General features: G+C 67.6%; 22 protein-coding genes. 5 read left to right on the top strand and 17 right to left on the bottom strand.

The annotated features are described in order from the left end of the window. Positions 1-56 precede the first annotated feature (56 nt). Positions 57-1,640, bottom strand: a complete 1,584-nt coding sequence (gene ffh / locus K4G53_RS17510; RefSeq protein ID WP_221386872.1) for a signal recognition particle protein — start codon at positions 1,638-1,640, stop codon at positions 57-59. 84 nt (positions 1,641-1,724) lie between these two features. Between ffh and K4G53_RS17505 the strand changes: the two genes are divergently transcribed. Continuing rightward, complete coding sequence (locus K4G53_RS17505; protein WP_221386871.1) at positions 1,725-3,128, top strand: glucose-6-phosphate dehydrogenase; 1,404 nt, start codon at positions 1,725-1,727, stop codon at positions 3,126-3,128. A gap of 105 nt (positions 3,129-3,233) precedes the next feature. On the opposite strand, the gene K4G53_RS17500 is transcribed toward K4G53_RS17505, so the two are convergent. Together K4G53_RS17500 and K4G53_RS17495 are read right to left on the bottom strand one after the other, a co-directional pair. Further along, on the bottom strand, positions 3,234-3,572 hold the full coding sequence (locus K4G53_RS17500; RefSeq protein WP_043453189.1) for a P-II family nitrogen regulator: 339 nt from the start codon (positions 3,570-3,572) through the stop codon (positions 3,234-3,236). Then, positions 3,569-4,918 carry an ammonium transporter gene (locus tag K4G53_RS17495; RefSeq protein ID WP_221386870.1) on the bottom strand — a complete coding sequence of 450 codons (1,350 nt, stop codon included), beginning with the start codon at positions 4,916-4,918 and terminating at the stop codon, positions 3,569-3,571. Before K4G53_RS17495 ends, K4G53_RS17500 begins: the two co-directional genes overlap by 4 nt. A 226-nt stretch (positions 4,919-5,144) precedes the next feature. Between K4G53_RS17495 and K4G53_RS17490 the strand changes: the two genes are divergently transcribed. Then, a complete protein-coding gene (locus tag K4G53_RS17490) occupies positions 5,145-6,386 on the top strand; it encodes an MFS transporter (protein WP_221386869.1) in 1,242 nt (413 codons plus the stop codon). A gap of 33 nt (positions 6,387-6,419) precedes the next feature. On the opposite strand, the gene ftsY is transcribed toward K4G53_RS17490, so the two are convergent. From ftsY to coaD, 7 genes are all read right to left on the bottom strand, one after another. Next, positions 6,420-7,625, bottom strand: a complete 1,206-nt coding sequence (gene ftsY, locus K4G53_RS17485) for a signal recognition particle-docking protein FtsY (protein WP_221386868.1) — start codon at positions 7,623-7,625, stop codon at positions 6,420-6,422. A gap of 75 nt (positions 7,626-7,700) precedes the next feature. After that, positions 7,701-11,288 carry a chromosome segregation protein SMC gene (gene smc, locus K4G53_RS17480; RefSeq protein WP_221386867.1) on the bottom strand — a complete coding sequence of 1,196 codons (3,588 nt, stop codon included), beginning with the start codon at positions 11,286-11,288 and terminating at the stop codon, positions 7,701-7,703. 109 nt (positions 11,289-11,397) lie between these two features. Further along, on the bottom strand, positions 11,398-12,366 hold the full coding sequence (mutM, locus tag K4G53_RS17475; protein WP_221386866.1) for a bifunctional DNA-formamidopyrimidine glycosylase/DNA-(apurinic or apyrimidinic site) lyase: 969 nt from the start codon (positions 12,364-12,366) through the stop codon (positions 11,398-11,400). A 7-nt stretch (positions 12,367-12,373) separates the two neighbouring features. After that, on the bottom strand, positions 12,374-13,102 hold the full coding sequence (gene rnc / locus K4G53_RS17470) for a ribonuclease III (protein WP_221386865.1): 729 nt from the start codon (positions 13,100-13,102) through the stop codon (positions 12,374-12,376). A 20-nt stretch (positions 13,103-13,122) separates the two neighbouring features. Then, positions 13,123-13,326 carry a 50S ribosomal protein L32 gene (rpmF, locus tag K4G53_RS17465; protein WP_009356569.1) on the bottom strand — a complete coding sequence of 68 codons (204 nt, stop codon included), beginning with the start codon at positions 13,324-13,326 and terminating at the stop codon, positions 13,123-13,125. Positions 13,327-13,362: 36 nt separating this feature from the next. Continuing rightward, the gene (locus tag K4G53_RS17460; RefSeq protein ID WP_221386980.1) at positions 13,363-13,887 is read right to left on the bottom strand and encodes a DUF177 domain-containing protein; all 525 of its coding nucleotides are present in this window, start codon (positions 13,885-13,887) and stop codon (positions 13,363-13,365) included. 122 nt (positions 13,888-14,009) lie between these two features. After that, positions 14,010-14,510 (bottom strand): pantetheine-phosphate adenylyltransferase, encoded by a 501-nt coding sequence (gene coaD, locus K4G53_RS17455; protein ID WP_221386864.1) that lies wholly within the window; start codon positions 14,508-14,510, stop codon positions 14,010-14,012. A 43-nt stretch (positions 14,511-14,553) separates the two neighbouring features. Between coaD and K4G53_RS17450 the strand changes: the two genes are divergently transcribed. Then, positions 14,554-15,783 (top strand): aminotransferase class I/II-fold pyridoxal phosphate-dependent enzyme, encoded by a 1,230-nt coding sequence (locus tag K4G53_RS17450; protein WP_260323647.1) that lies wholly within the window; start codon positions 14,554-14,556, stop codon positions 15,781-15,783. Beyond that, positions 15,783-16,550, top strand: a complete 768-nt coding sequence (locus tag K4G53_RS17445) for a spermidine synthase (protein WP_221386862.1) — start codon at positions 15,783-15,785, stop codon at positions 16,548-16,550. Before K4G53_RS17450 ends, K4G53_RS17445 begins: the two co-directional genes overlap by 1 nt. 85 nt (positions 16,551-16,635) lie before the next feature. Here the strand turns inward: K4G53_RS17445 and rsmD are convergent, their stop codons facing one another. From rsmD to thiL, 4 genes are read right to left on the bottom strand one after another with little or no spacing between them, the layout of a single operon-like run. Beyond that, positions 16,636-17,253: a 16S rRNA (guanine(966)-N(2))-methyltransferase RsmD gene (gene rsmD, locus K4G53_RS17440; protein WP_221386861.1), complete on the bottom strand. Its 618-nt coding sequence runs from the start codon at positions 17,251-17,253 to the stop codon at positions 16,636-16,638. A gap of 42 nt (positions 17,254-17,295) precedes the next feature. After that, positions 17,296-19,569 carry an ATP-dependent DNA helicase RecG gene (locus K4G53_RS17435; protein WP_221386860.1) on the bottom strand — a complete coding sequence of 758 codons (2,274 nt, stop codon included), beginning with the start codon at positions 19,567-19,569 and terminating at the stop codon, positions 17,296-17,298. Continuing rightward, positions 19,559-20,545 (bottom strand): DAK2 domain-containing protein, encoded by a 987-nt coding sequence (locus K4G53_RS17430; RefSeq protein ID WP_221386979.1) that lies wholly within the window; start codon positions 20,543-20,545, stop codon positions 19,559-19,561. The genes K4G53_RS17435 and K4G53_RS17430 overlap by 11 nt, the downstream gene beginning before the upstream one ends. Positions 20,546-20,567: 22 nt before the next feature. Next, entirely contained in the window at positions 20,568-21,614 is a 1,047-nt protein-coding gene (gene thiL, locus K4G53_RS17425) for a thiamine-phosphate kinase (RefSeq protein WP_221386859.1), read from the bottom strand. Positions 21,615-21,683: 69 nt separating this feature from the next. On the opposite strand from thiL, the gene K4G53_RS17420 reads away from it, so the two are divergent. Further along, a complete protein-coding gene (locus tag K4G53_RS17420) occupies positions 21,684-22,187 on the top strand; it encodes a DUF3515 domain-containing protein (protein ID WP_221386858.1) in 504 nt (167 codons plus the stop codon). Positions 22,188-22,270: 83 nt separating this feature from the next. Here the strand turns inward: K4G53_RS17420 and K4G53_RS17415 are convergent, their stop codons facing one another. From K4G53_RS17415 to K4G53_RS17405, 3 genes are read right to left on the bottom strand one after another with little or no spacing between them, the layout of a single operon-like run. Further along, complete coding sequence (locus tag K4G53_RS17415) at positions 22,271-23,419, bottom strand: D-alanine--D-alanine ligase family protein (RefSeq protein ID WP_221386857.1); 1,149 nt, start codon at positions 23,417-23,419, stop codon at positions 22,271-22,273. A 2-nt stretch (positions 23,420-23,421) separates the two neighbouring features. Then, positions 23,422-24,474 (bottom strand): NAD(P)H-dependent glycerol-3-phosphate dehydrogenase, encoded by a 1,053-nt coding sequence (locus K4G53_RS17410; protein ID WP_221386856.1) that lies wholly within the window; start codon positions 24,472-24,474, stop codon positions 23,422-23,424. Then, the gene (locus K4G53_RS17405; protein WP_221386855.1) at positions 24,471-25,241 is read right to left on the bottom strand and encodes a 1-acyl-sn-glycerol-3-phosphate acyltransferase; all 771 of its coding nucleotides are present in this window, start codon (positions 25,239-25,241) and stop codon (positions 24,471-24,473) included. The genes K4G53_RS17410 and K4G53_RS17405 overlap by 4 nt, the downstream gene beginning before the upstream one ends. Positions 25,242-25,250 lie beyond the last annotated feature (9 nt).

Raw genomic sequence — 25,250 nt, 5'->3', positions numbered from 1 at the left:
GGTGTCGTTTTGAACCGTCAAAACGACACCTGGCGCTACCTAGTTGGGTCTCGGGGCTACTTGCCGAGGAACTTGTCGAACCCCTTGGGCAGGTTCAGCTGCGAAGGGTCGAAGTCGCCGCCCTGCTGGCCGAAGGCTGCCCCGGTGGGCAGTGCCTTGGCAGCGTTGGCACGCCGGGCTTCCGCTTCCTTGCGCTCCTGCGCGGCCTTCGCCGGGTTGCCGGACTTGGCCTTCTTCTTCGGGGCGTTCTTGGCGTTCTTCCGGGCACCGCCGCCGGCGCCGGGCATGCCTGGCATTCCCGGCATTCCCGGCATGCCGCCCTGCGCCATCTTCTTCATCATCTTCTGGGCCTGGGCGAAGCGTTCCAGCAGGCCGTTGACCTCGGAGACGTGGACGCCGGAGCCGCGGGCGATGCGGGCGCGGCGGGAGCCGTTGATGATCTTCGGTGCCAGGCGCTCATGCGGGGTCATGGAGCGGACGATTGCCTCAACGCGGTCGATTTCGCGTTCATCGAACTGCTCCAGCTGCTGGCGGATGTTCTGCGCACCCGGCATCATCATGAGCATCTTCTTCATCGAGCCCATGTTGCGGATCTGCTGCATCTGGGCCAGGAAGTCCTCGAGGGTGAAGTCCTCCTGGTCGGCGAACTTCTTCGCCATCCGGGCAGCTTCATCCTTGTCCCAGGCCTTCTCCGCCTGCTCGATGAGCGTGAGGATGTCGCCCATGTCAAGGATGCGCGAGGCCATCCGGTCCGGGTGGAAGAGTTCGAAATCATCCAGCCCCTCGCCCGTGGAGGCGAACATGACGGGCTTGCCGGTGACCGACGCGACGGACAGCGCGGCACCGCCGCGGGCGTCGCCGTCGAGCTTGGACAGCACGATGCCGGTGAAGTTGACGCCTTCGTCGAAGGCGAGGGCCGTGTTGACGGCGTCCTGGCCGATCATGGAGTCGATGACGAAGAGGACTTCGTTGGGGACGATGGCGCGGCGGATCTGGCGGGCCTGTTCCATCATGTCCGCATCCACGCCCAGGCGTCCGGCGGTGTCAACGATGACGACGTCGTGCAGCTTCTGGCGGGCTTCCTCGACGCCGGCGCGTGCAACGGCGACCGGGTCGCCGGCGGGCTGGTCCAGCTCCTGGGAGGTGGCTCCGGGGTGCGGGGCGAAGACCGGAACGCCGGCGCGCTGGCCCACCACCTGCAGCTGGGTGACGGCGTTGGGGCGCTGGAGGTCGCAGGCCACCAGCATGGGGCTGTGGCCCTGGGCCTTCAGCCACTTCGACAGCTTGCCCGCAAGGGTGGTCTTGCCCGCGCCCTGGAGGCCGGCGAGCATGATGACGGTGGGGCCGCTCTTGGCCAGTCGGATGCGCCGGGTCTCGCCGCCGAGGATCTCCACGAGTTCCTCATTGACGATCTTGACGATCTGCTGGCTGGGGTTCAGCGCTGCCGAGACCTCTGCGCCGAGCGCGCGTTCGCGCACCCGCGCGGTGAATTCACGGACGACCGGAACTGCGACGTCGGCGTCCAGGAGGGCACGGCGGATCTCCCGGACGGTGGCATCGACATCGGCCTCCGTGAGGCGGCCCTTGCCGCGGAGATTCTTGAAGGTTGCTGTCAACCGGTCAGAGAGTGAATTGAACACGCGCCGTGAACTTCTTTCAGGAGATGATCGGGACTCGACTATCTAGGGTATCAAGTCGGGCACGGTAGGTGGCATGCTGGCCCAATGACGAGCCAAACAACTGTGAAGACCCTGCTCATCCTGGGCGCCTCAGGCGACCTCACCGGACGGTTGCTGCTGCCCGGCCTGGCACGCCTGGTCGCGGCGGGCCGTGCGGAGGGCCTCAGCCTGGTGGGGGCCGGCTCGGACCCGTGGACGCCGGAACAATGGCGGGAGCGGGTCCAGTCGTCGTCGGCAGCGGCGGCCGGTGGCGCGGACAAGTCCGGTAAAGAAGCCTTGGAAAGGCTGCAGAAGGACACCGTCTACCACCAGGTGGACGTTACGGCCCAGGGGGCGCTGGCGCGGCTGCTCGCGGACCTGCCGGGGCCGGTAGCGGTCTACTTTGCCCTTCCGCCGCGAATTAGCCAGCAGGCCTGCGAGGTGCTCCGGCCGGAGGACGTGCCGGAAGGCACCCGCCTGGTGATGGAGAAGCCGTTCGGCTCGAGCGAGGAATCAGCCCGTTCCCTGAACCAGACCCTGGCGCGACTGGTCCCGGAGGAGCACATCCACCGCGTGGACCATTTCCTGGGCAAGGCCACCGTCCTGAACATCCTGGGGCTGCGGTTCGCAAACAACTTCCTGGAACCGGTGTGGAACCGGCAGCACGTGCAAAAGGTGGAGATCTTCTTCGACGAGGACCTGGCCCTGGAAGGCAGGGCCCGGTACTACGACGGCGCCGGTGCCCTCCGCGACATGATCCAAAGCCACCTCCTGCAGGTCATGGCGCTGATGGCCATCGAGCCGCCGGCCACCATCGGCGAGCGCGACCTGCGGGATGCGGTCTCGGCTGTCCTGCGGGCCAGCAGCGTGGGCACCCCCTTCACGAAGACGACGCGGCGGGCGCGGTACACGGCCGGGACCGTGGGAGGCAAGGACGTGCCCGACTATGCGAAAGAGGAGGGCGTGGATGCCGGCCGGGAGACCGAGACCCTGGCAGAGATCCAGGTGGGCATCGACAACTGGCGCTGGAAGGGCGTCCCCTTCATCCTGCGGTCCGGCAAGGCCCTCGGTGACAAACGCAAGGAAGCGGTGGTCACCTTCCTTCCGGTGCCCCACCTTCCACAAGGCTTCACGGGCGTGGACTCCCCCAACCAGCTGCGGATCGGTTTCGGCCCGGACACCCTGGCGTTCGACGTCGACGTCAACGGTCCGGGGAACATCTTCAGCCTGGGCCGGGTCACCCTGGAAGCGGAATTGAGCGCCTCCGACCTGCTCCCCTACGGCGAGGTCCTGGAAGGTGTGCTGGCCGGCGACCCGCTGCTGTCCGTGCGCGGCGACACTGCCGAGGACTGCTGGCGCATCGTGGAACCGGTGCTAAAGGCGTGGGACCAGGGCGAGGTGCCGTTGGAAGAGTACGACGCCGGCTCTGCCGGGCCCGCATCGTGGCCCACCAACCGGGGCAAGGGCTGAGCCTTCCGGCCAGGGCGGCGAAGGCACCATTAACGGCAGACAGGACGGGCGGGAACCTTTCGGTTCCCGCCCGTCCTGTCTGTGCCTCGCGGCGCAGGGGCCTGCCTAGATCGCAGCCACTCCGCGTTCGCCGGTGCGGACCCGCACTGCCTCGTGGACATCGATGGTCCAGACCTTGCCGTCGCCCGCCCGGCCGGTGTTGGAACTGGCGATGATGACGTCCAGGATGTCATCCGCCTGTTCGTCGGTGGCCAGGACTTCCACCCGGATCTTGGGCAGCAGGTCCACGTTGTATTCCGCTCCGCGGTAAACCTCGGTGTAGCCTCGCTGCCGTCCGTAGCCGCTGGCTGCGCTGACCGTCAGGCCCTGTACGCCGTAGGCTTCCAGTCCTTCCCGGATGGCTTCGAGCTTTTCCGGCCTGACGATTGCGGTGATCAGTTTCATGCCCCCACGCTTTCCTTACCTGTTGCTGACTGGCTCTTCTGTGCACCGGCTGCCAGGGCGGATTCCGCCTGGGTCTTGCCGGTGATCATGTCGTGCAGCGGCTGGAAGCTGCCGCCGTGGCCGCTGAGGCCGAATTCGTAGGCGGTCTCGGCGTGCAGGCTGAGGTCCACACCCACCGTTTCCTGTTCCTGCGAGACCCGGAAGCCCATGGTCTTGTGGATGGCCAGCGCGATGATGGCCGTCAGGATGGCCGAGTAGGCGATGGCGATGCCTGCTGCTGCGAGCTGGGCCCACAGCTGGGCCAGGCCGCCGCCGTAGAAGAGCCCTCCGCCCACGCCGTCGGTGGGCAGGGCGATGAAGCCCAGGGCGACGGTGCCGATGATGCCGGAGACCAGGTGCACGCCGACGACGTCCAGGGAGTCGTCGAAGCCCCAGCGGAACTTCAGGCCGACAGCCAGTGCGGAGGCCACGCCGGCCACGATGCCGAGGCCAAGGGCACCGACCGGGCTGACGTTGGCGCAGGCCGGGGTGATGGCAACGAGGCCTGCGACGACGCCGGATGCGGCGCCCAGGGAGGTGGGGTGGCCGTCGCGGATGCGTTCGGTAACGAGCCAGCCGAGCATGGCGGCGGCGGGGGCTGCCAGGGTGTTGATCCAGATCAGGCCGCCCTGTTCGGCGGTGGTGGCAGCGCCGCCGTTGAAGCCGAACCAGCCAAACCACAGGATGGCCGCGCCGAGCATGACGAACGGGATGTTGTGCGGCCGGTGGTTGGGGTCCTTGCCGAAGCCCTTGCGGTTGCCAATGATGAGGACGAGGATCAGCGCGGCCACACCGGCGTTGATGTGGACAACGGTGCCGCCGGCGAAGTCGATGGCGGGGCCGAGCGCCTTGCCGATGGCACCTTCGGGGCCGAACAGGCCGCCGCCCCACACCATGTAGGCCAGCGGGCAGTACACCAGGGTGACCCATACGGGGACGAACACGGACCAGGCACCGAACTTGGCGCGGTCGGCGATGGCGCCGCTGATCAGTGCCACCGTGATGATGGCGAAGGTGGCCGCGTAGCCGACCTTGATGAGCCCGTCGGGGGTGGTGATTCCTTCAAGGCCGAACGTGGCGAACGGGTTGCCCACGATTTCCAGGAACCCTTCACCGGAGCTCATGGAGGCTCCCCAGAGGACCCACACAACGCCGACCATGCCGATGGAGATGAAGCTCATCATCATCATGTTCAGGGCTGCCTTGGCGCGGGTCATGCCGCCGTAGAAAAATGCCAGACCGGGTGTCATGAACAGCACGAGCGCTGCCGCCACCATGACCCAAACGTGACCTGCGGTAAGTTCCATGGTGCACGTCCTCTCTCATCGAATCTTGCGGATCGCTCCGCCTGCCAACGCCTTTTTGCGTTCTGTAAGAAGTGTGTCGGCGGCGTGTTTCGGCCGCGGAGGATTTAGATTGCCGGCCTGTTACAACAACCTCTAGGAAGTAAATGGTGCATATCCGCCTTGTTACGGTTATGTTTCTGCGTTCGCGCAACCGCCCCGCTTCCCGTTCAGCAAGGACTTACGCACCATGACGGCAACACCCCGCGGAAGCGGCGCCACTTCAAGGATCCTGGCGCGGCTGCGGCCCCAACGGGAAAAGCTTCCCCGGGACATCCTGGTGATGCTGGCAGCGGCGTTCCTGATTGCGCTTGGATTCGGGCTTGTTGCGCCCGTATTGCCGCAATTCGCCACAACCTTTGGCGTCGGGAACACCGAGGCCGCGGTGATCGTGGCGATCTTCGCCTTCATGCGCCTCGCGTTCGCCCCCGCCGGCGGCTACCTCATCGGCAGGTTCGGCGAGCGGCCCGTCTACGTGGCGGGGCTGCTGATTGTGGCGCTGTCCACGGCGGCCTGCGCCTTTGCCCAGAGCTACTGGCAGTTGCTGCTGTTCCGCGGCTTCGGCGGCGCCGGTTCAGTGATGTTCACGGTGGCGTCCATGGCGCTGGTGATCCGGCTGGCGCCGCCCAGGAGCAGGGGCAGGGTCTCGGGCGCCTACGCGTCGGCGTTCCTGATCGGCAACGTGTGCGGACCGATCGTAGGCGGACTGCTGGCCGGGCTGGGCCTCCGGGTCCCGTTCCTGGCCTATGCCGCGGCCCTGATCGTCGCAGCCCTCGTCGTGCAGACCCAGCTCAGCCACGAGCGTCGCGGGGCGGACGGGGCCCAGAAGCGGGGTCCGGTGATGCGGTTTGGCGAAGCCCTGGCAACCGGGACCTACCGGTCGGCGCTTCTGTCCAGCTTCGCCAACGGCTGGGCCACGTTCGGTGTACGGATGGCAACCGTGCCCTTGTTCGCCGCGGCTGCGTTCGGTGCCGGGCCGCAGGCGGCCGGGCTTGCGCTGGCGGTCTTCGCCGCCGGCAACGCCGCGGCCCTGAGCTTCTCGGGCCGGCTGGCGGATTCGCTGGGCCGGAAGCCCATGATGATTTCCGGCCTGCTGGTGGCCGGCCTGGCAACCGCCGCGATCGGCGCCACCCATGACCTGCCGTGGTTCCTCGCGGCGTCGACGCTGGCCGGCGTCGGTTCGGGCCTGTTCGGTCCCGCCCAGCAGGCCGCCGTGGCGGACGTCATCGGCAGCGAGCGGTCCGGCGGCAAGGTCCTCGCCGTGTACCAGATGACGTCCGACGTGGGGGCGATAGTGGGGCCCGTGGTGGCCGGGCTGCTCGCTGACCGCCTGGGGTTTGGCTGGGCGTTCGGGGCGACCGGCGGCATCATGGTCGTTGCTGCCGCCGGTTGGCTGGCCACCCGGGAACCATTGCGGAACGCCAGCTCCTGACCGGCCTGGTCCGGCCGGCCAGGAGCCTGCCCGCTAGTTCAGCAGGGCGTCGACGAACGCTTCGGTGTCGAAGGGGGCGAGGTCGTCGGCGCCTTCGCCCAGGCCGATGAGCTTCACGGGCACACCGAGCGACTTTTGGATGGCGACGACGATGCCGCCCTTGGCGGTGCCGTCCAGCTTGGTCAGGACGATGCCGGTGATGTTGACCACCTCGGAGAAGACCCGCGCCTGGTTCAGGCCGTTCTGGCCGGTGGTGGCGTCCAGCACCAGCAGGACCTCGTCCACCTCGGCCAGTTTCTCCACCACCCGCTTGACCTTGCCGAGCTCGTCCATCAGGCCCACCTTGTTCTGGAGGCGGCCCGCGGTGTCGATCATGACGACGTCGACTTCCTGGTCGATGCCTGCCTTGACGGCTTCGTAGGCAACGGAGGCGGGATCGGCGCCGTCGATGTCGGATTTCACGGTGGGAACGCCGACCCGCTGGCCCCAAGTCGCCAGCTGCTCGGCGGCGGCAGCCCGGAAGGTGTCCGCGGCGCCGAGGATGACGTCCTTGTCCTCCGCAACCAGTACGCGGGCCAGCTTGCCCACGGTGGTGGTCTTGCCGACGCCGTTCACGCCCACCACCATCATCACCGCAGGCTTGTCGCCGTGGCGCTGGACATTGAGGCTCCGGTCCATGGTGGGGTCCACGATCTTGACCAGCTCTTCGCGGAGCATGGCTTTGACGTGCTCGGGGGTCCTGGTTCCCAGCACCTTGACCCGTTCCCGGAGGGCGTCCACGAGCTGCATGGTGGGCTCGGTGCCCAGGTCGGCGAGGAGCAGGGTTTCCTCCACCTCGTCCCAGACGCTCTCGTCGATCTTGTCGCTGGACAACAGGGCCAGCAGCCCCTTGCCCATGATGTTGTTGGAGCGGACCAGCCGCTCGCGAAGGCGCGTAAGCCGCCCGGCGACGGGCAGCGGGGTTTCAACGGGGATGACTTCCAGCCCGGCGGCGTTGTCCGGAACGGTTGTGGTGTCCAGCCCTTCGAGGTCGACGCCGGACGGGGCCGGGCGCTCGATGGTTCCTTCGCGGTCCAGAACTGCCGTGCTTCCGCCGGAGCGGATTTCGGGGTCGTTGGCGTCGCGGGTGCCGGGGTACCGGTTGATGTTCCTCCGCGTCTTGAGCAGGACCGGAATCAGCCCGCCAATAACCACCAGGGCAGCAAGGATGGACAGGATTATGGGAAGGATGTCATTCACTCCCCTAGCTTCTCACAAAGAATCCGCCCGGCTCCGGCGGGGTGAAGGCGCCGGCATCCGTTGTGCTGCCCCGCGCTAGACCCCGGCGCCGAGGCGCTGGCTGATGACGGTGGAAACGCCGTCGCCGCGCATGGTGACGCCGTAGAGTGCGTCGGCCACTTCCATGGTCCGTTTCTGGTGGGTGATGACGATGAGCTGGCTGGATTCCCGGAGTTCTTCGAAGATGGTGATCAGGCGGCCCAGGTTGGTGTCGTCCAGGGCGGCCTCCACTTCGTCCATCACATAGAAGGGTGAGGGCCGCGCCTTGAAGATGGCCACCAGCAGGGCCACGGCGGTCAGGGACCGTTCACCGCCGGACAGCAGGGACAACCTCTTGATCTTCTTGCCGGCGGGCCGGGCCTCCACTTCGATGCCGGTGGTGAGCATGTCGCCGGGGTCGGTGAGGACCAGTCGTCCTTCGCCGCCGGGGAAAAGGCGTTCGAAGACCCGGACAAACTGGGCCTGGGTGTCTTCGAATGCTTCGGTGAACACGCGCTGCACCCTGTCATCAACCTCTTTGATGATGTCCAGCAGGTCCCGCCGGCTGGCCTTCAGGTCCTCCAGCTGCGTGCTGAGGAACTGGTGGCGTTCTTCGAGCGCGGCGAACTCCTCAAGCGCCAGGGGGTTCACCTTGCCCAGGCTCGCCAGGTCGCGTTCGGCCTTGCGCAGCCGTTTCTCCTGTTCCTCCCGGACGAAGGGCTTGCCTTCCCGGATCTCGTGGCCGGCATCATCGACCGGGGCACGGAGCGCCGCCCACTTATCGCCGGACTCCTCCGCCGGCACGGGCACCGGAACGTGCGGCCCGAATTCGCTGACCAGCGCTTCAGGGCCAATGCCCAGTTCATCCACGGAACGGGTTTCCACCGCTTCGATCCGCGCCCGCTGCTGGGCGCGGGCCAGTTCGTCGCGGTGCACGTTGTCGGTGAGGTCGGCCAGTTCGCGGGCCAGGGCATCGTTGGCCTGCCGGACGTCGCGCAGGGCGCGGTCGCGGAGTTCGCGGTTCTCCTCGGCCTGGTCCCGTTCGTGCCGGGCAAGGTCCACCGATATGTCGACGTAACGGAGGGCACGGTCGACGGCGGCGGAAACGGCCGCGGCCCGCCGCGCCTGGATGCGCCGGCGCCGGGCGCGTTCGGCTGCCTCCTCCCGGGCACGGCGTTCGGTGGCAGCGGCGCGCTCAAGGGACACCACCCTGTTTCGGGTGGCCGCGAGCTGTTCTTCGGCGCTGCGCAGGGAAAGTCGCGCTTCCACCTCTGCAGCCCGTGCGGTGGAGGCGGCACGGGCCAGGGCGTCGCGCTGGTCGGTGGAGGGTTCCTGCTCCACGGGGACCTCCTGGGCGGCAGCCAACCGTGCGGTGATGGCTGCCAGCGCTTCCTCCTCGGCCGCGACGTTTTCCTCGGCCCGGGCCAGGGACGCGGCGAGCCGGTCGCTCTCCCCGACGGCGCTGCGCAGGACGGAGTTCAGATGGCCCAGCCGTTCCGCCACGGCGGCCAGTCGTGCATCCGATTCATGCAGCTTGTCCAGCGCGGTGTCCGCCGCCTCCTGCGCCGCGGCGCGCCGTGCCTCGGCAGCTGCCAGGGCGAACCGGTTGCGTTCCAGGCCGGCGGTGACGGCGGACAATGACCGCCCGGCGTCGTCCACTGCTGCCTGGACCTCCAGGAGGGACGGTGCCGTGGCCGATCCGCCCGTCACGGTGACGGCAGTGAAGACGTCACCGTCGCGGGTGACTGCCGTCAGGCCGGGCCTGGCTGCCACGAGTGCGGCCGCTGTCTCCACGTCGTCGACGACGGCGGTCGCGGCCAGCAATTGCCTGACCGGCGGGAGGTGGCTGGCCGGACCCTCCAGCAGGTCCGCTGCCCACCTCGCCCCATTCGGGAGGGGCCCGCTGCCGGCGTCCCCTTGGTGATCCGCGGCGGCGGACGCAAGGAGCAGCGACGCCCGCCCGGCGTCGTCGTCCTTCAACAGCTGCAGCACCTCCGCCGCGGTGGCCCGGTCCCGCACCAGGACGGCCTCGGACACTTCCCCGAGGGCTGCGGCAATAGCAGTCTCGAAACCTCCTTCGACGGTCAGGGCGGCGGCGAGGCTCCCGTCCACCCCGGCGAGCCCTGCCTCGAGTGCGTGCCGGGCGCCGTCCTTGCGGTCGAGGCCGAGCTTCAGCGCCTCCAGGCGTGCTGCCAGCGCATCGCGCTTCCGGATCCCCTCGTTCACCGCGGCCTTGAGGTTGGCGATTTCCTCCAGTACGGCGTCCAGGACTTCGCTGGCGGCCTCGTACTCGGCGTCGAGGGACTCCTCCCCCTCTTCAACGCCTGCCACCTGGTTTTCCAGTGCGGTGAACTCTGCCTGGGCACGGGCGCGGCGCTCCGTTCCGGCAGCGAGCGATTCCCTCAGCCTCCCCAGTTCGGCCTGCGCGGACTCCACCCGCGACCTGGCTGCGGCGACCTGCCCGGCCAGACGCGCAAGCCCTTCCCTGCGGTCCGCCAGCGCCCGCAGTTCAGCCGTGAGCCGCCGGTCCTCCGCCAGGGACGCCTGCTCAGCGTCAGCCTTCGCAGCAGTAGCTGCTTCCAGGGCGCTCCGCCTGCCGGCGATGTCCTGTTCCAGTTCTGCGAGCTCCTGCCGGACCCTGGCTGCCTGCCGTTCCAGTTGTTCCGGGTCGCGGCCGGAAGCCGGGGCCGCGTCGTCGGATCCCAGCAGGCGGCTGCGTTCGGTGGCCAGGGAACCGAGCGAACGCAGCCGCTCGCGGGCGGTGGACAGCCGGTACCAGGTATCCCTGGCGGCATTCAGCCGGGGGGTTGCCTCGGCGGCGAGTTGTTCCAGGGCGGCCTGTTGCCTGCGGCCGGCCTCGAGTTCCTGCTCGACGGCGGTCCGGCGGGACTTCAGCGCTGCCTCGTCCGCCACGTCTTTCTCCAGCGCCAGCTGCAGCTGGACGAGGTCGTCGGCGAGCAGGCGGGCGCGGGCGTCGCGGACGTCGAACTGGACGCGCTGGGCGCGCCGGGCCACCTCTGCCTGCTTGCCCAGGGGCGTGAGCTGACGGCGGATCTCGCCGGTGAGGTCGGTGAGGCGCTGGAGGTTGGCCTGCATGGCCTCCAGCTTGCGGACAGTGCGTTCCTTGCGCCGGCGGTGCTTGAGGATCCCCGCCGCCTCCTCAATGAAGCCGCGCCGGTCCTCGGGGGTGGCGTGCAGGACCCGGTCCAGCTGGCCCTGGCCGACGATGACGTGCATCTCCCGACCGAGCCCCGAATCGCTGAGCAGTTCCTGGATGTCCAGCAGCCGGCAGGCGGCGCCGTTGATCGCATACTCCGAGCCGCCGGTACGGAACAGTGTCCGGGAGATGGTGACTTCGCTGTACTCGATGGGCAGTGCACCGTCGGTGTTGTCGATGGTCAGCGAAACGTGGGCGCGCCCCAGGGGCGGGCGGCCGGACGTGCCCGCGAAGATGACGTCCTCCATCTTGCCGCCGCGAAGGGTTTTCGCGCCCTGCTCCCCCATGACCCAGGCCAGGGCGTCCACGACGTTCGACTTGCCGGACCCGTTCGGGCCCACGACGGCGGTGACGCCGGGTTCGAACTCGAACGTGGTGGCGGACGCAAAGGACTTAAACCCCCGGACGGTGAGGCTTTTGAGGTGCAAGGCTTTTCGGATCTCCTGAGTGGCTGAAGCGGCTGCTCGGCTCCCCTCAATCTACTGCCTGGCCGCGGAAGTTCGCGGGATATCGCGGGGGAAGGGCGCAGCGGCGGGGCTACCAGCGCCCGTTGCGGGGACGCGGCTGGCAGACGTGGCAGGTGTGCGAGGAGCGGTTCATGAACTGCTCGCGGCGGATGGTCGCGTGGATTCCCGCTGCGGCACACCGCTTGCACGGTTCGCCTTCGCGGCCGTAGGCATTGAGGGACCGGTCGAAGTATCCGGACGCACCGTTGACGTTCACGTACAGGGAGTCGAAGCTGGTGCCGCCGGCTGCCAGGGCGTCGAGCATTACCTCGCGTGCACTGTCGATGACACGCTGGGCCTCGGCACGGCGGAGCGTGTCCGTGGGGCGGGCGAAATGGAGCCGGGCCCGCCACAGCGCTTCGTCGGCGTAGATGTTTCCGATGCCGGAGACGAGGCCCTGGTCCAGCAAGGCCCGCTTCAGCCCGGTCTTCCGCTTCCTCAGGCGCCGGTAGAAGAGTTCGAACGAGAAAGCGGGATCCAGGGGATCGCGCGCAATGTGCGCCGCTTCCCCGGCAATCAGCGGAAGGGGGGATTCGGCGAGCCCGCCCGGCCCGGCGTCGTCCGTGGGAACCAGCGAGGTGACGAACAGCCCGCCGAAAATGCGCTGGTCCACGAACCTCAACTGCCCGGGCATGCCCTCCTGGGGACTGAGGCGGAACCTGACCTTGAGGTGCTTCTCGTCCGGCACACCGGAATCCTGCATCAGCAGCTGGCCGCTCATGCCCAGGTGGGCCATGAGTGCCACATGCGGCTGCGCCACGCGGGTGGCGCCTTCGCCGGCGGCGTCAACACCGTCCAGCAGCGGCAGCCAGAGGAACTTGCCGCGCCGCACGACGTCGGCCACCACGGCGCCTTCGAGGTTGCCGGCGAAATCGTCGGCGCCAAGGGCGTGGCGCCGGATGGAGCGCGGGTCGAGGACCTCGACGGCTTCGATGGTCCTGCCCCGCACCCAGCTCACCAGGCCGCGGCGCACCACTTCCACCTCGGGCAGTTCCGGCATGGCGGTGCTACTTCGCGGCTACGGAGCCTGCGGCTTTGCCGGTGCCGTCCAGGCTTTCCGCCCCAGTGAGCACGCGCCAGCCGTCAGCTGCCGCTTCCTGCTCGGCTTCCTTTTTCGAGTGCCCGGTGCCCTTGCCGTAGGCGGTTCCACCAATGCTCAGCACGGCAGTGAACGTCCTGGCGTGGTCCGGACCGGCACCGTCCACTGCGTAATGGATGGTGCCCAGCTGGCGGCTGGCCGCGAGCTCCTGGATGCTGGTCTTCCAGTCGGTGCCGGCACCCAGGACAGCCGCATCCTTGAGCAACGGGCCGACCAGGCGCATGACCAGCTGGCGTGCCGTCTCGATGTCATTGGAGACATAGGTGGCCCCGATCAGGGCCTCCATGGTGTCCGCGAGGATGGACGCCTTATTCTTCCCCTGGGTGAGCTTTTCGCCCTGCCCCAGGTAGATGTACTCGCCGATGCCCAGGCTGCGTCCGATGTTGGCCAGCGCCCGGGTGCTGACGACCGCCGAGCGGCGTTTGGCGAGGTCACCTTCGGGCAGCTCCGGGTTGTCCCGGTAGAGGGCATCGGTCACGGAGAAGCCCAGGATGGAGTCGCCCAGGAATTCCAGGCGCTCGTTGGTGGGTATGCCGCCGTTTTCATATGCGTACGAGCGGTGGGTGAGCGCAAGACGAAGCGTCCCGGCGTCAATATTGACACCGAGACGCTTCAGAAGCTCTTCAGTTGAAGACATCCTTCCAGCCTGTCGGCCGATTAGACGTCAGCGACCTTGCGGCCCTTGTACTCAAGGAACAGCGCGGTGCCAGCAGAGTCGGTGACGACCTTTGCCTGGTGCGGCAGGCTGTAGGTGACCTGGCCGTTTTCAACGGTCTTCACCAGGTGGGGGGCGGTCGCCTTCCACTGCGAGCGGCGGGCGCGGGTATTCGAGCGAGACATTTTCCGCTTGGGAACAGCCACGGCTAACTCATTTCTCTCTAGACAAACACGTACAAATCAATTTTGCCGGTCAGGCTTAGCCATATCAGCTAGGGCAGCCCAGCGAGGATCCAGGACCTCGTGGTGGTGCCCCGGCTCGTCTTCCAGGCGAACTCCGCATTCGGAGCAAAGGCCCTGGCAGTCTTCCCGGCACACCGGCTGGAACGGCAGATTGGTGACAACCGCGTCCCGCAACACCGGTTCAAGATCGATTACATCGTGCTCGACTCGACGTTGCTCTTCATCATCTTCTCCGTCCGAAAGCTCAGCGCCCTCGTAGAAGAAAAGTTCTTGCACATTGACCTCAAGGTCATACGCAAGGGGATCCAGGCATCGGCCGCATTCGCCGGTTACACCGACGACAACGGTTCCAGATACCAGAATTCCTTCGTGTACGGCCTCAAGCCTCAGGTCGAGCTCGACATCCGAGCCTTCCTGAACACCAATGAGCGCCACACCAAGATCACCCGGTGCGGGTACATGTTCCTTCAGCGTCCGCATGCTTCCCGGGCTGCGCCCGAGGTCCTTGACGTCGAACGCCAGGGGCGAACCAGCATCTCTTTTAATGAGAACTCCTGTTGAACATATGACCGACGTACCATCTTAGCCCGAAGAGCCATAACGACTCAAACTGGCCGGCGGCGGCGCCGAAGTACCGGACAAGCTTACCGTCTTGGCTGCTGGTCGGCCGAAGACTCGCCGGTCAGCATCCGGCGGTGCACGGACCTCGGCACGTAATCGGTGATGTTCCCGCCCAGGGATGCCACCTCCTTGATCAACGTGGAGGACAGGTGCACGTAGCTTGCCTCGGCCGGAAGGAATACCGTCTCCACTCCGCTCAGCTGCCGGTTCATGGTGGCCATGGGGTGCTCGTAGTCGAAGTCCGACGACGACCGGAGCCCCTTGACGATGGCGGACACGCCGCGCTGGCGGCAATACTCGGCCAAAAGCCCCTCGCCCACCGGTTCCACGACGATGCCCTTGAGGGAGGCGAGGGTCTCACGTGCCATCTCGAGCCGCTCGTCGAGGGTGAACATGTACTTCTTCGCGAAGTTCGTGGAAATGGCCACGATGACCTCGTCGAAGAGCCCGGCGGCACGTGCGATGACTTCGAGATGGCCGTTGTGGATGGGGTCGAAGGATCCGGGGCAAACAGCGCGTCTCATGCTCCGAACCTACCCCATGGCAAGGCCGGGATACCATGACTGGATGCATCCTGCACGGGAACTTTCCACGCCCCTGGCACCTGCCCCTTGGCAGCGCACCGCACTTGGTGCCAACCTCCTTTCACCCGATGGCAGCCTTGGCGTGACCATCTTCGAGGAGATGACAACCCTGGCCCTGCAGACCGGCGCCATCAACCTCGGCCAGGGCTTTCCGGACGAGGACGGCCCGGCCGATATCCGGGAAGCCGCCCGAGCGGCCATCGCTGCCGGAGCCAACCAGTACGCGCCGGGGAAGGGGATCCCCGAACTCCGGGAAGCCGTTTCCGCACACCAGGAACGCTTCTACGGGCTGTCAGTGGATCCTGCCTCGGAGGTCATCATCACCACGGGCGCCACGGAAGGCATCGCGGCCGCCCTCCTGGCGTACGCCCGGCCGGGCGACGAGGTGCTGACGTTCGAGCCGTTCTACGACTCGTACGGGGCAATCATTGGACTGTCCGGCGCCACCCACGTGACGGTGCCGCTGGCGGCCCCGGACTTCATGCCCGACCTGGACGCCCTGGAGGCCGCCTTCAACGAGCGGACGCGGGTGGTGCTGCTGAACAACCCGCACAACCCCACGGGGGCGGTGTTCCCCCGGAACGTCCTGCAGCGCGTCGTGGACCTTGCGGCCCGGCACGGCAGCATCATCATCACCGATGAGGTGTACGAGCACCTCACGTTCGGCGTCGCCCACACGCCGGTGGCTTCGCTGCCGGGAGCTGGGGAACGCACCATCACCATTTCCTCGGCAGGAAAGACCTTTTCCCTGACAGGTTGGAAGGTGGGTTGGCTCAGCGGGCCCGCGGAACTCGTTTCCGCGGTGCGCACCGTGAAGCAGTTCCTCACCTACAGCTCGGGCACCCCCTTCCAGTTGGCAATCGCCCAGGGCCTGGCCCTGCCGGACACTTTCTATGACGGCGTTGCCACAGCCTTGGAGCAGAAGCGCGACATCCTCAGCCAAGGGCTGCGCGCCGCCGGTTTCGACGTCTTCACCCCGCAGGGCACCTACTTCGTCAACGTCGACACCGCCCCGCTCGGCATCACCGACGCGCTGGACCTCGCCAGGCGGCTGCCGGCGCTGGTGGGCGTGGCCGCCATCCCGGTCCCCGTGTTCTGCCATGAGGAAGGTGCCCAGCGCACCCGAAGCCTGCTCCGGTTCGCCTTCTGCAAAAAGAATGCCGTCCTGGAGGAAGCCGCGGAGCGGCTTGCCACGCTGCGTGGCAAGCTCTGATGTCTTCGCGGTTCCTGCGGACCACCGGCCAGCATGCCACCATCGAACCGGACGCTTTCACCGAAGGCAGCTTCGTCCTGAGCATCGGCGGCGCTGAACAGTCGCACGTCAACCTCGAGCGGCCCGCCGAGATCTTCTACGAGTACCTGCGCAGGATCGGGCACCTGGTGGATCTTGCCGCTCCGGAAGGTGCGCCGGTCCGGGCGCTGCACCTGGGAGCGGGCGCCCTGACGCTGGCCCGGTACATCCAGGCCACCCGCCCAGGCTCGGTCCAGTACGCGGTGGAACTCGAGCGTGAGCTGCTGGACTTTGTCCTGAAATACCTGCCCCTTCCCGAGGGCACGGACCTGACCACCATCATCGGCGACGCCAGGGATGCACTCGGCGCGCTGGACCCCGACCTCAGGTTCGACGTCGTAATCCTGGATATTTTCTCCGGACCCGAGGCACCCGCCCACATCGCCTCCAGCGGGTTCTACCGGGAGGCGAAAGCACACCTGGGTCCGGACGGACTGCTGATCGTCAACGTCGGTGACGAACCGGGGCTCACCCTGGTACGGAGCCAGGTGGTGGCGCTGCGTGAGGTCATGGGGGACGTGGCCGCCTTCGCGGAGGCCGGGATGTTCGAAGGCCGGTACCCCGGCAACATCATCCTTGCCGGAACTCCGGGAAAGTGGCCGGAGCAGTGGACCGCCGAGCTGGTTGCCCGGGGCCCACATCCGGCCAGAGTCCTGGCGGGAGTCGACCTGGACGCGATGGCAGACTGACCCGCCTTACCACTCCGTGCCGGGCTCCCGTTCGGGCTCCCCCACGCTGTCCCGCGCGCCGTCCTGTGTCATCCGCCGTCCTGTGTCACGCGCCGTCCTGGGTCAGGGGAACATCCTCGGCGTCGATGGCGTCCGGGACGAACGGCTCTGCGAACCACAGCCTGGTTTCACCGTATTTCTTCTCCGCGAACCGCGTCATCGCTTCGGGCCAGCCAGGCTCCGGGGAACGGGAGGACCGCTCCACCACGACGACTGCCCCCGGAGACAGGTGGCCGCTCAGCTTTTGCAGCACCGATGTCACGGCCGCCTCCTCCAGTGGATAGGGCGGATCCAGGAAGACGAGGTCCCACGCCGCGGCTTCGGCGGCACGTTCCAGGAAGGGCTCGACCTTGGAGCGGTGCACGGTGACCGCCTTGCGGCCCAGGACACCATTAATAAGGTCGGCATTGCGCTGGCACACGGCGCTGGCCTTGGCATCCGATTCCACCAGGTCCACGGACGCCGCACCCCTGCTGCCGCTCTCCACGCCCAGGGACCCGGAGCCGGCATAAAGGTCCAGCACCCGGGCGCCGGCGATGGCCTCGAAAGCATCAAGCCGGGAAAACAGTGCTTCCTTGACCCTGTCCGTGGTAGGCCGCGTCAACGATCCCGGGACGGCCGTCAGCGGTGTGCCGCCCGCGGCTCCCGCGATGATCCGGGTCATGCCGCCCACCGCGTCTTCCGGCCGCGAACGGCGCTTTCCTTGCTAGCCGCGTTCAAGGAACGCCTCCTTTTCGGGGTTGAGGTATTTGTCGATGGCATCAGCGAGTTCCGGATGACTGGACAGGAAGGGGTCGTCCCGGACAACGCCCTGCGCGTCTTCCCTCGCCCTGGCAATAACGTCTTCATGGTCCAGGACCCGCAGCAGCTTCAGGGTTGAGCGGCCGCCGGACTGGGAGGCGCCCAGGATGTCCCCCTCACGCCGCAGCTTCAGGTCTTCCTGCGACAGGACGAAGCCATCCGTGGTGGCGGCCACCGCCTCCAGCCGCCGCCGGCTGGGATGTCCGGGCTCGAGGGCAGTGACCAGCAGGCAGGTCCCGGGCAGGCCGCCGCGGCCCACACGGCCGCGGAGCTGGTGAAGCTGGGAGATCCCGAACCTGTCGGCGTCCAGGATGACCATGAGGGTGGCGTTGTGGACGTCCACGCCCACCTCGATCACGGTGGTGGACACGAGCAGTTTGATGCGGTTGGCGGTGAACCCGGCCATGGTGTCCGTCTTCAGGTCCGGGTCCTGGCGCCCGTGCAGCGGAGCCAGCGGCACCCCGGACATGGATGGCTCCCCCAGCAGATGCTCGACGACGGCTGTTACGGAGGCGGACTCCCGCGCGGTGTCGTCGGCGTCAAGCCCTGGCGGTTCGGCTTCACCCGGGGTGAAGTCGCCGTCGTCGTCGGTACCGATCTTGGGGCAGACCACGTACACCTGGTGGCCCGCGTCGATTTCCTCCCGGGCGCGTGCCCAGATCCGTGCCGCCCAGGCGGGGTTCTCCGCCAGGCCCACCAAATGGGTGGTGATCGGGGCCCTGCCCTGGGGCAGTTCGTCGAGGGTGGAGGTTTCCAGGTCACCGAAGACGGTCATCGCCACGGTGCGGGGAATGGGGGTGGCGGTCATGACCAGCAGGTGCGGGGGCTTGCGGGCCTTGGCCCGGAGCGCGTCGCGCTGCTCCACGCCGAAGCGGTGCTGCTCGTCCACCACAATCAGGCCAAGGTCGTAGAAGGACACGTTGTCGCTGAGCAATGCATGGGTTCCGATGATGATGCCCGCCGTGCCGGAAGCGGCGTCCAGCATGGCCTGTTTCCGTGCGGCCGTGGGCATGGAACCGGTCAGGAGCGTGACCTGGACGGACGGTCCGGCACTCCCGGCCAGCCCGCCCAGCAGCCCGTCCGCCGAAAGCCGGCCAAGGGTGCGGCGGATGGAGTCGTAGTGCTGGGCGGCGAGCACTTCGGTGGGGGCCAGGAGGGCAGCCTGTCCGCCGGCGTCGACCACCTGCAGCATGGCCCGCAGCGCCACAATGGTCTTGCCGGATCCCACTTCGCCCTGCAGCAGCCGGTTCATAGGGGTGTCGCGCGCAAGTTCGGCGGCGAGGGTCTTTCCGATGGCGGCCTGGCCGGCAGTGAGCGTGAAGGGCAGGTTGCTGTCGAAGGCGGACAGGATGCCGTCCTCTGCAGGGCGCCGGGCGGTGGCTTCCTCGGCGGCGAGCTGCGCCCTGCGCCGCGCCAGCGCTGACTGCAACACCAGGGCTTCCTGGTACCGGAAGCGGTCCCGGGCCCGCTTCCAGTCCGTGGCCGACTGGGGCGCGTGGATGAGCCGGTAGGCATCCGCCAGGGGCAGGAAAGCTTCCCGCGCCGCGACACCCGCGGGTACCGGATCAGGCAGGGAGCCGAGGTCCACGGTTTCCAGGAGGGCGGCGATGACCTGCTGGATCTTCCAGCTGGGCAGCTTGGCCGTCGCCGGGTACACGGGGATGGGCATGGCGGCGAGTTTCTCCGGATCTCCACTGCCCTGGCCGAAGGGGTCGTCGTCCAGGATGAGGAAGTCAGGGTTTGTCAGGCCCAGCTGGCCCTTGAAACTGCTGACTTTTCCTGAGAAGAGGGCGCGCCGGCCCTGCAGAAGCTCCGCCTTGGCCTTGTAGCCGTTGAAGAAGCTGATCTTGAGGGTTCCCGGCACTTTGCCGCGGAAGTCGCGGCCGCCCACCAGCCGAAGCCCCTGCTGCCCGTCGTCGTCGGAAACTATGACGTCGGTGATGGTCCCGCGGCGTGCCTGCATGCTCCGGGTGCTGCTGGAGAGCACCCTGGCAATAAGGGTGACTTCCTCATCGAGCGGGAGTTCACTGATGGGCGTCAGCTCACCCCTGGTGAGGTAGCGGCGGGGGAAATAGCTGAGGAGCCCTTCGACGGTGGTGATGCCGAGGTGCTTTTCAATGACCGCCGCGGAGCGTTTCCCGATCCGCCGCTCCAGGGCGAGGTCCAGTTCAGCGTTCATGCCCGCTGGTGTTCACTGCGTCCGCCTCAGGATCCCGCGGCAGTGCCAGTTCGCTGAAACTGATCTGCGACGGTTCGCCCAGGGACTTGATGATCTCCACCGCCGGGTCCGGGTCCGGGACATGGACGTGAACGCGCCAGCGGTAGTTTCCTTCGGCATCCGGGCCGCCGCCAACCTGGCTCATGATCACTGACTCGCCAATTTCGTCGAGCCGCTGCCGGAGCGTGGCCGCGTTCAACGGCGACAGGCTGATGGTGCACATGACTTCCACGCCGTCGTCGTCCGGCATGGAAGCGTGGATGTGGGGATCCGACACGTCGTAGCCATGCAGGCCGTCCAGGAGCTCGCTTTGCAGTTCCTGGCCCATGACCGCGGAGCGGAGGCAGTCCAGGATCAGCAGCATCCCCACGCCCCCGGCGTCCACCACATGGGCGGACTGCAGCGCGTCGAGCTGTTCCTCCGTGTGGATTACCGCCGCCAGGGCGCCCTCAACCGCGGCGTCGAGCGCCAGTCCCAACGCATGGTTGCTGTCGTCTCCGTTCTGCCCTGCGTCCACCGCGGCCGCGGCGCGGGCGGCCGCTTCCATGACCGACAGCATGGTCCCGGGTACGGGGTCGCTCAGGGCGGACCAGGCGCGGATCTGCGCCCGGTTCAGGGCTGCCGCCAGCAGGGTAGAGGTCAAGCGGGTGTGTCCGGCCAGCGGCTCGGCGGCGGCGCACAGGAAGACTGAAAAGAGTGTTCCGGAGTTCCCCCTGGCTTCCTCCATGGCCGCCTGCCCTGCGGTGGCAAGGATGGCCCCCACATCAACCGGGGCCGGCTGGTCTTCGCTGAGCACGAGGGAGCGGGCGGCGGCGCGCACCGTGAGGTAGAGGTTGGTGCCGGTATCACCGTCAGCCACCGGGAAGATGTTAATGGCATTGAGGCGGTCGCTGTGGTTGCCGAGGGCAGTTTCAGCCTTGCCCAGCCACCTCTTCATCGCCAGCCCGTTGGCGGCAACCTTAGTGTGCAAAGTGATCCCATCCCCCGGTGTCCGCGGCCCGGCCCGCAATCAGGACTCCCGGGCCTTCATCGGTTCCGAGTGCTTGTATCGAGCCTATCGCAGTGAATCCGGGAGGCAGCCGAACGCCGGCCGGGAATGTGGCCAGCAGGCCATGGTCCTCTCCGCCACCCAGCACCCACTTCGCGGCGTCCGTGGCCAGCAGCGCCGCGGCCGGCTGGAGGAGTCCGGCAAGGTGTTGCAGCACGGCGGGGTCGAGATGGACGGCGACATTGCTGGCAGCGGCTAAACGCTTGCCGTCGCGCAGCAGGCCGTCGGAGACGTCCAGCATCGCCGTGGCGCCGGCTGTACGGGCGGCCGGCCCTGCCGCCAGCGGCGGCCGGGGGCGGGACTGCAGGTCAAGGAAGACGCGTTCGGCAGGGCTGAGGCTGTCCACTGCAACGCTCGACTCCAGCAGGGCCAGGCCTGCCGCGGCGTGGCCGACCGTTCCGGCCAAAGCCAGGACGTCGCCTGGTTGCGCGCCGGAGCGCAGGACTGGCCTGCCGCCGTCGAGCGTGCCCGTGACGGCGACCGTCACGGAGATTTCGCGGCCACGGCCCAGGTCGCCGCCGGCCACTGAGCAGGCGTTGGCGCCCAGGGCGGTAATTCCCGCGGCAAGCCCGTCGGCGAGCTCCTCCACCCAGCTGACCGGCGTATCCACCGGAAGGGTGAGGCTTACCACCATGGCCGTGGCCCGTGCCCCCATGGCATTGATGTCGCTGAGGTTCTGTGCGGCCGCCTTCCAGCCGACGTCGAACCCGGTGGTCCGGTAGCCGTTCGGCCACAAAAGGCGGAAGTCCTGGTCCTGGACCTGCGTGTCGATGCTGATCACGGTCCTGCCGTCCGGGGCGGCCACGATGGCGGCGTCGTCCCCCGGCCCCAGCAGCGTGGCTGCTGCATGGGACTCCCCCATCCGCAGGCGCGGGAAGATCAGGGAAAGCAGGTCGGCTTCGGACAGGCCGGCGACAGTGGGCTGGCAGGCAATGCGGTCAGGGAGGTCTACAGGCACGCCACTACGCTACCGCGCCCCGCCGACATCGTGTCCCGGCGGGGCCAGTGGCGGCGATAGGCTGGAGGGATGCACCGTCCCCAGCCTTCCCTGTACGCCCGCGCCGCCGGGATGGCACTGATCGGGGGAATTGTTGCCCTTCCGCTGGCCGCGTGTTCCCCGGCCGTGGACGTCACGGCGGCCAGGGACGCGGCCAACCCGGCGTGTGCACCCATGATGGTGGCCCTGCCGGATGCGATCGGCGATTCGAAGCTGCGCAAGACCAACAGCCAGGCCACCGCCGCCTGGGGTGATCCCTCGCTGGTGATCCTGCGGTGCGGCGTCAACGTGCCGGGGCCGACGACGGACCGCTGCGTCACGGTCAACGGCGTCGACTGGGTGATCAAGGAGGGCGACCCGGTGTGGACCCTCACCACCTACGGCCGTGAGCCTGCCACGGAGATCCTGATGGACCCGGACAAGATCAGCTCCGCAACAGTACTGGCGGACCTGTCGGCCGCGGCAGCCAAGGTTCCGGCGGTGCGGAACTGCGTAGGCCAGGAGGAACTGAAGAACCTGCCGAAGAGCCAATAGGTTTTTACAGGCTCAATCCCCGTGGGCCCACGCCGGCAGGGTTCCCTGACCGACGCGAAGCGAGGTTAGGGCGCCGGTGGGGATCAGCGAAGGCCGGTCTTGCGGTTCAGGGCCAGGTAGATGAGCTCATCGATCAGGTCCGCGTAGTCCAGGCCGGAGGCGGCCCACATCTGCGGGTACATGCTCTTGGGAGTGAAGCCGGGCATGGTGTTGATCTCGTTGATGATCAACTCGCCCTCGGGAGTGTAAAAGAAGTCCACGCGGCTCAGGCCTTCGGCACCCACGGCGTCGAACGCGGCAGCGGCCAGTTCGCGGACCCGTGAAATGGCTTCCGCGGGGATGTCCGCCGGGCAGCTCAGCGCTGCGGCATCGTCCTCGACGTACTTGGCGTTGAAGTCATAGAACTCGTGCGTTCCGCCGGCCACGGAGATCTCACCAGGCATGGAAGTCCGTGGCGAGTCGGTACCCCGGCCTTCGAGGACGGCGCATTCGATCTCACGCCCGACGATTCCGGCCTCGATGACGAGCCGAAGGTCGTGCCGCCGGGCTTCTTCGATGGCCGCGTCCAGTTCCTCCAGTGAATCCACCTTGGAAATACCCATCGACGAACCCGCGCGCGCCGGTTTGACGAAGACGGGGAAGCCAAGCCGGTCCACCTGCTTGCGGACTGACTCCGGGTCCTTGAGCCACTGCCTGTCCGAGACCGACACATAGGGGCCAACCCTCAGGCCGGCGGCCTCGAAGACCACCTTCATGAAGTGCTTGTCCATGCCCACGGCCGAGGCCAGGACACCGGCGCCGACATAGCGGGTGTCGGACAGTTCCAGGAGGCCCTGGATGGTGCCGTCCTCACCGAACGGTCCGTGGAGCAGCGGAAAAACGACGTCGACGGCACCGAGCTCCTGCGGCACCTCATTGGGTGCCGCGACGATCAGCTGGTGCTCCCCGCCGATTTCGGCCAGGGTAACCGTCCGGGCGGAAGGCACCACTTCCGGGAGCGACGACGCCGCGAGGGACCACTGGGCGGTATCGGCGGGGGCCAGGACCCACTGTCCCGTCTTGGCGATCCCGATGGGGATCACCTCGTACTTGTCCTTGTTGATGGCGCCCAGCACTCCCGCCGCCGTCACACAGCTGACGGCGTGCTCGCTGGAGCGGCCGCCGAAAAGCACCGCTACCCGCGGCTTTCGCGTGCTCGCCGTTTCCCCCGTGGTGGATATGTCTTGGGACATGGTCAGTAATCGCCTTCAGGTTTCAATTCCCGGGACAGCAGGACCGGCCCCAGTTGGTCAACGGACAGCTTGCCTGCCAGCACCGCAACGACAGCGGCAGTGATGGGCATTTCGACGCCGAGCTTGCCGGCAAGTTCGTGGACGGCCTGGCCGGATTTGATGCCTTCGGCGGTCTGGGTCATTTTCCGGCCCACCTCGTCCAGCGTCAGCCCCTGGCCCAGGAGCCGGCCGGCGGTGTGGTTCCGGGAGAGCGGGGAGGAACAGGTGGCCACGAGGTCCCCGAGCCCAGCCAGCCCCGCCATGGTCTTCGCGTCTCCGCCCAGGGCCAGCGCCAGGCGGGACGTTTCCGCCAGCCCGCGGGTAATGACGGAAGCCTTGGTGTTGTCGCCCATCTCCTTGCCTTCGCAGATCCCCACCGCCAGCGCAATCACGTTCTTTACGATGCCGCCGATTTCGACGCCCACGACGTCGGCCGTGGTGTACGGCCGGAAATAGGGGGCCGTGCAGGTCCTCGCAATCCAGCCCGCGGTGGCCGAATCAGTGCAGGCAACCACGGAGGCGGTCGGCTCCTCGCGGGCGATCTCCATGGCGAGGTTGGGTCCGGAAACCACCGCGATGCGCTCCAGCGGCAGGTCCAGCTCCTGGGCAATGACCTCGCTCATCCGGGCGTCGGTTCCCAGTTCCAGGCCCTTCATCAGCGACACGACCACCGCGCCCGGCGCGATCATGTCCTTCCATTCGCGAAGCTGCGGACGCAGGGACTGGGCCGGAACGGCCACCACCACGAGGTCGGCCCCCGCCAGCACCTCCCGTACGTCCGTCGAAGCGGTGATGCTGCCGGGCAGGACGATGTCCTTGAGGTACTCGGAGTTGCGGTGGCCGGTATTGATCTCGTCCACGATTTCCGCGCGCCGGCCCCAGATCCTGATGGAACGGGGAGTCCCGGCGGCGGTGGCGGCATCGCCGAGGATTTTCGCGAACGTCGTACCCCAGGAACCCGCGCCCAGGACGGCGACGCTGCGGGCCGAACCCGCGAGCTTTCCTTCAGCGGTCACCGAGCATCCGTTCCGGCCTCGGGCTGCTGTCCGCGCTCCACGAAGCGGCCATGCTTGGACTGCTGCTGCTTGGCCGGATCCCAGCGCTCAGCGGGAGGCTGCTCGCCGCGGAGCCCGGCAAGGAGTTCCGTAATGGCGTCCATGATGGCGTCGGTGGCTTCCGTCAGGGTCGCCTTGTCGAGGGGACGGCCGGCGAAGGCGCTGAGGTCCACCGGGTCTCCCACCACCACCCGCGAAAGCTTGCGGGGGAAGATGTGGAACGTCTTGCCGTACCGGGGGAAGACCTCGTGCGCACCCCAGTGCGCGATGGGAACCACGGGGATGCCGCCCTCCAGGGCCAGTCTCGCCGCGCCGGTGTGTCCCTTCATGGGCCAGAGCCCGGGATCGCGGGTGAGGGTGCCCTCCGGGTAGATGATGATCGCCCCTCCCTCGGCCACGATCTCCTGGGCGACCTGCAGCGAGCGGTTCGCTCCCGCCGTCGAACGTTCCACGGGCACCTGCTTGGTGGCCCGCAGGAGCCAGCCGAGGCCGGGAACCTTGAACAGGGCCGCCTTGGCCAGGAAGTGGGGTGCGCGCTTGTTGTTGTAGAGCATGTGGCCCACCACCAGGGGGTCAATTTCCGTGCAGTGGTTGGGGGCGGCGATGAACCCTCCGGCGGGAAGTTTTTCGGTTCCCTCCCATTTCTTGCTCATCATCGCGGTCATCAGGGGCCGGACAATCCCGGCAATGAAAACGAAAGTGGCCTTGCTCTTGGCCGATTCCTTCACGGTCCCGCT

Origin of the sequence: Arthrobacter sp. MAHUQ-56 (genome assembly GCF_019710585.1) — a bacterium.
Lineage (GTDB): Bacteria > Actinomycetota > Actinomycetes > Actinomycetales > Micrococcaceae > Arthrobacter.
The sequence above is the reverse complement of the archived record's forward strand: the minus strand, read 5'-3'. Positions and strand labels throughout refer to the sequence as shown.

What these genes read in the sequence shown, in the direction of transcription:
- K4G53_RS17505 (WP_221386871.1), top strand. Translation starts at nt 1,725, where the DNA reads ATGACGAGCCAAACAACTGTGAAGACCCTGCTCATCCTGGGCGCCTCA.
- K4G53_RS17500 (WP_043453189.1), bottom strand. Translation starts at nt 3,572, where the DNA reads ATGAAACTGATCACCGCAATCGTCAGGCCGGAAAAGCTCGAAGCCATC.
- K4G53_RS17495 (WP_221386870.1), bottom strand. Translation starts at nt 4,918, where the DNA reads ATGGAACTTACCGCAGGTCACGTTTGGGTCATGGTGGCGGCAGCGCTC.
- K4G53_RS17490 (WP_221386869.1), top strand. Translation starts at nt 5,145, where the DNA reads ATGACGGCAACACCCCGCGGAAGCGGCGCCACTTCAAGGATCCTGGCG.
- mutM (WP_221386866.1), bottom strand. Translation starts at nt 12,366, where the DNA reads ATGCCGGAACTGCCCGAGGTGGAAGTGGTGCGCCGCGGCCTGGTGAGC.
- rnc (WP_221386865.1), bottom strand. Translation starts at nt 13,102, where the DNA reads ATGTCTTCAACTGAAGAGCTTCTGAAGCGTCTCGGTGTCAATATTGAC.
- coaD (WP_221386864.1), bottom strand. Translation starts at nt 14,510, where the DNA reads ATGAGACGCGCTGTTTGCCCCGGATCCTTCGACCCCATCCACAACGGC.
- K4G53_RS17450 (WP_260323647.1), top strand. Translation starts at nt 14,554, where the DNA reads ATGCATCCTGCACGGGAACTTTCCACGCCCCTGGCACCTGCCCCTTGG.
- K4G53_RS17445 (WP_221386862.1), top strand. Translation starts at nt 15,783, where the DNA reads ATGTCTTCGCGGTTCCTGCGGACCACCGGCCAGCATGCCACCATCGAA.
- rsmD (WP_221386861.1), bottom strand. Translation starts at nt 17,253, where the DNA reads ATGACCCGGATCATCGCGGGAGCCGCGGGCGGCACACCGCTGACGGCC.
- K4G53_RS17435 (WP_221386860.1), bottom strand. Translation starts at nt 19,569, where the DNA reads ATGAACGCTGAACTGGACCTCGCCCTGGAGCGGCGGATCGGGAAACGC.
- K4G53_RS17430 (WP_221386979.1), bottom strand. Translation starts at nt 20,545, where the DNA reads ATGAAGAGGTGGCTGGGCAAGGCTGAAACTGCCCTCGGCAACCACAGC.
- K4G53_RS17420 (WP_221386858.1), top strand. Translation starts at nt 21,684, where the DNA reads ATGCACCGTCCCCAGCCTTCCCTGTACGCCCGCGCCGCCGGGATGGCA.
- K4G53_RS17415 (WP_221386857.1), bottom strand. Translation starts at nt 23,419, where the DNA reads ATGTCCCAAGACATATCCACCACGGGGGAAACGGCGAGCACGCGAAAG.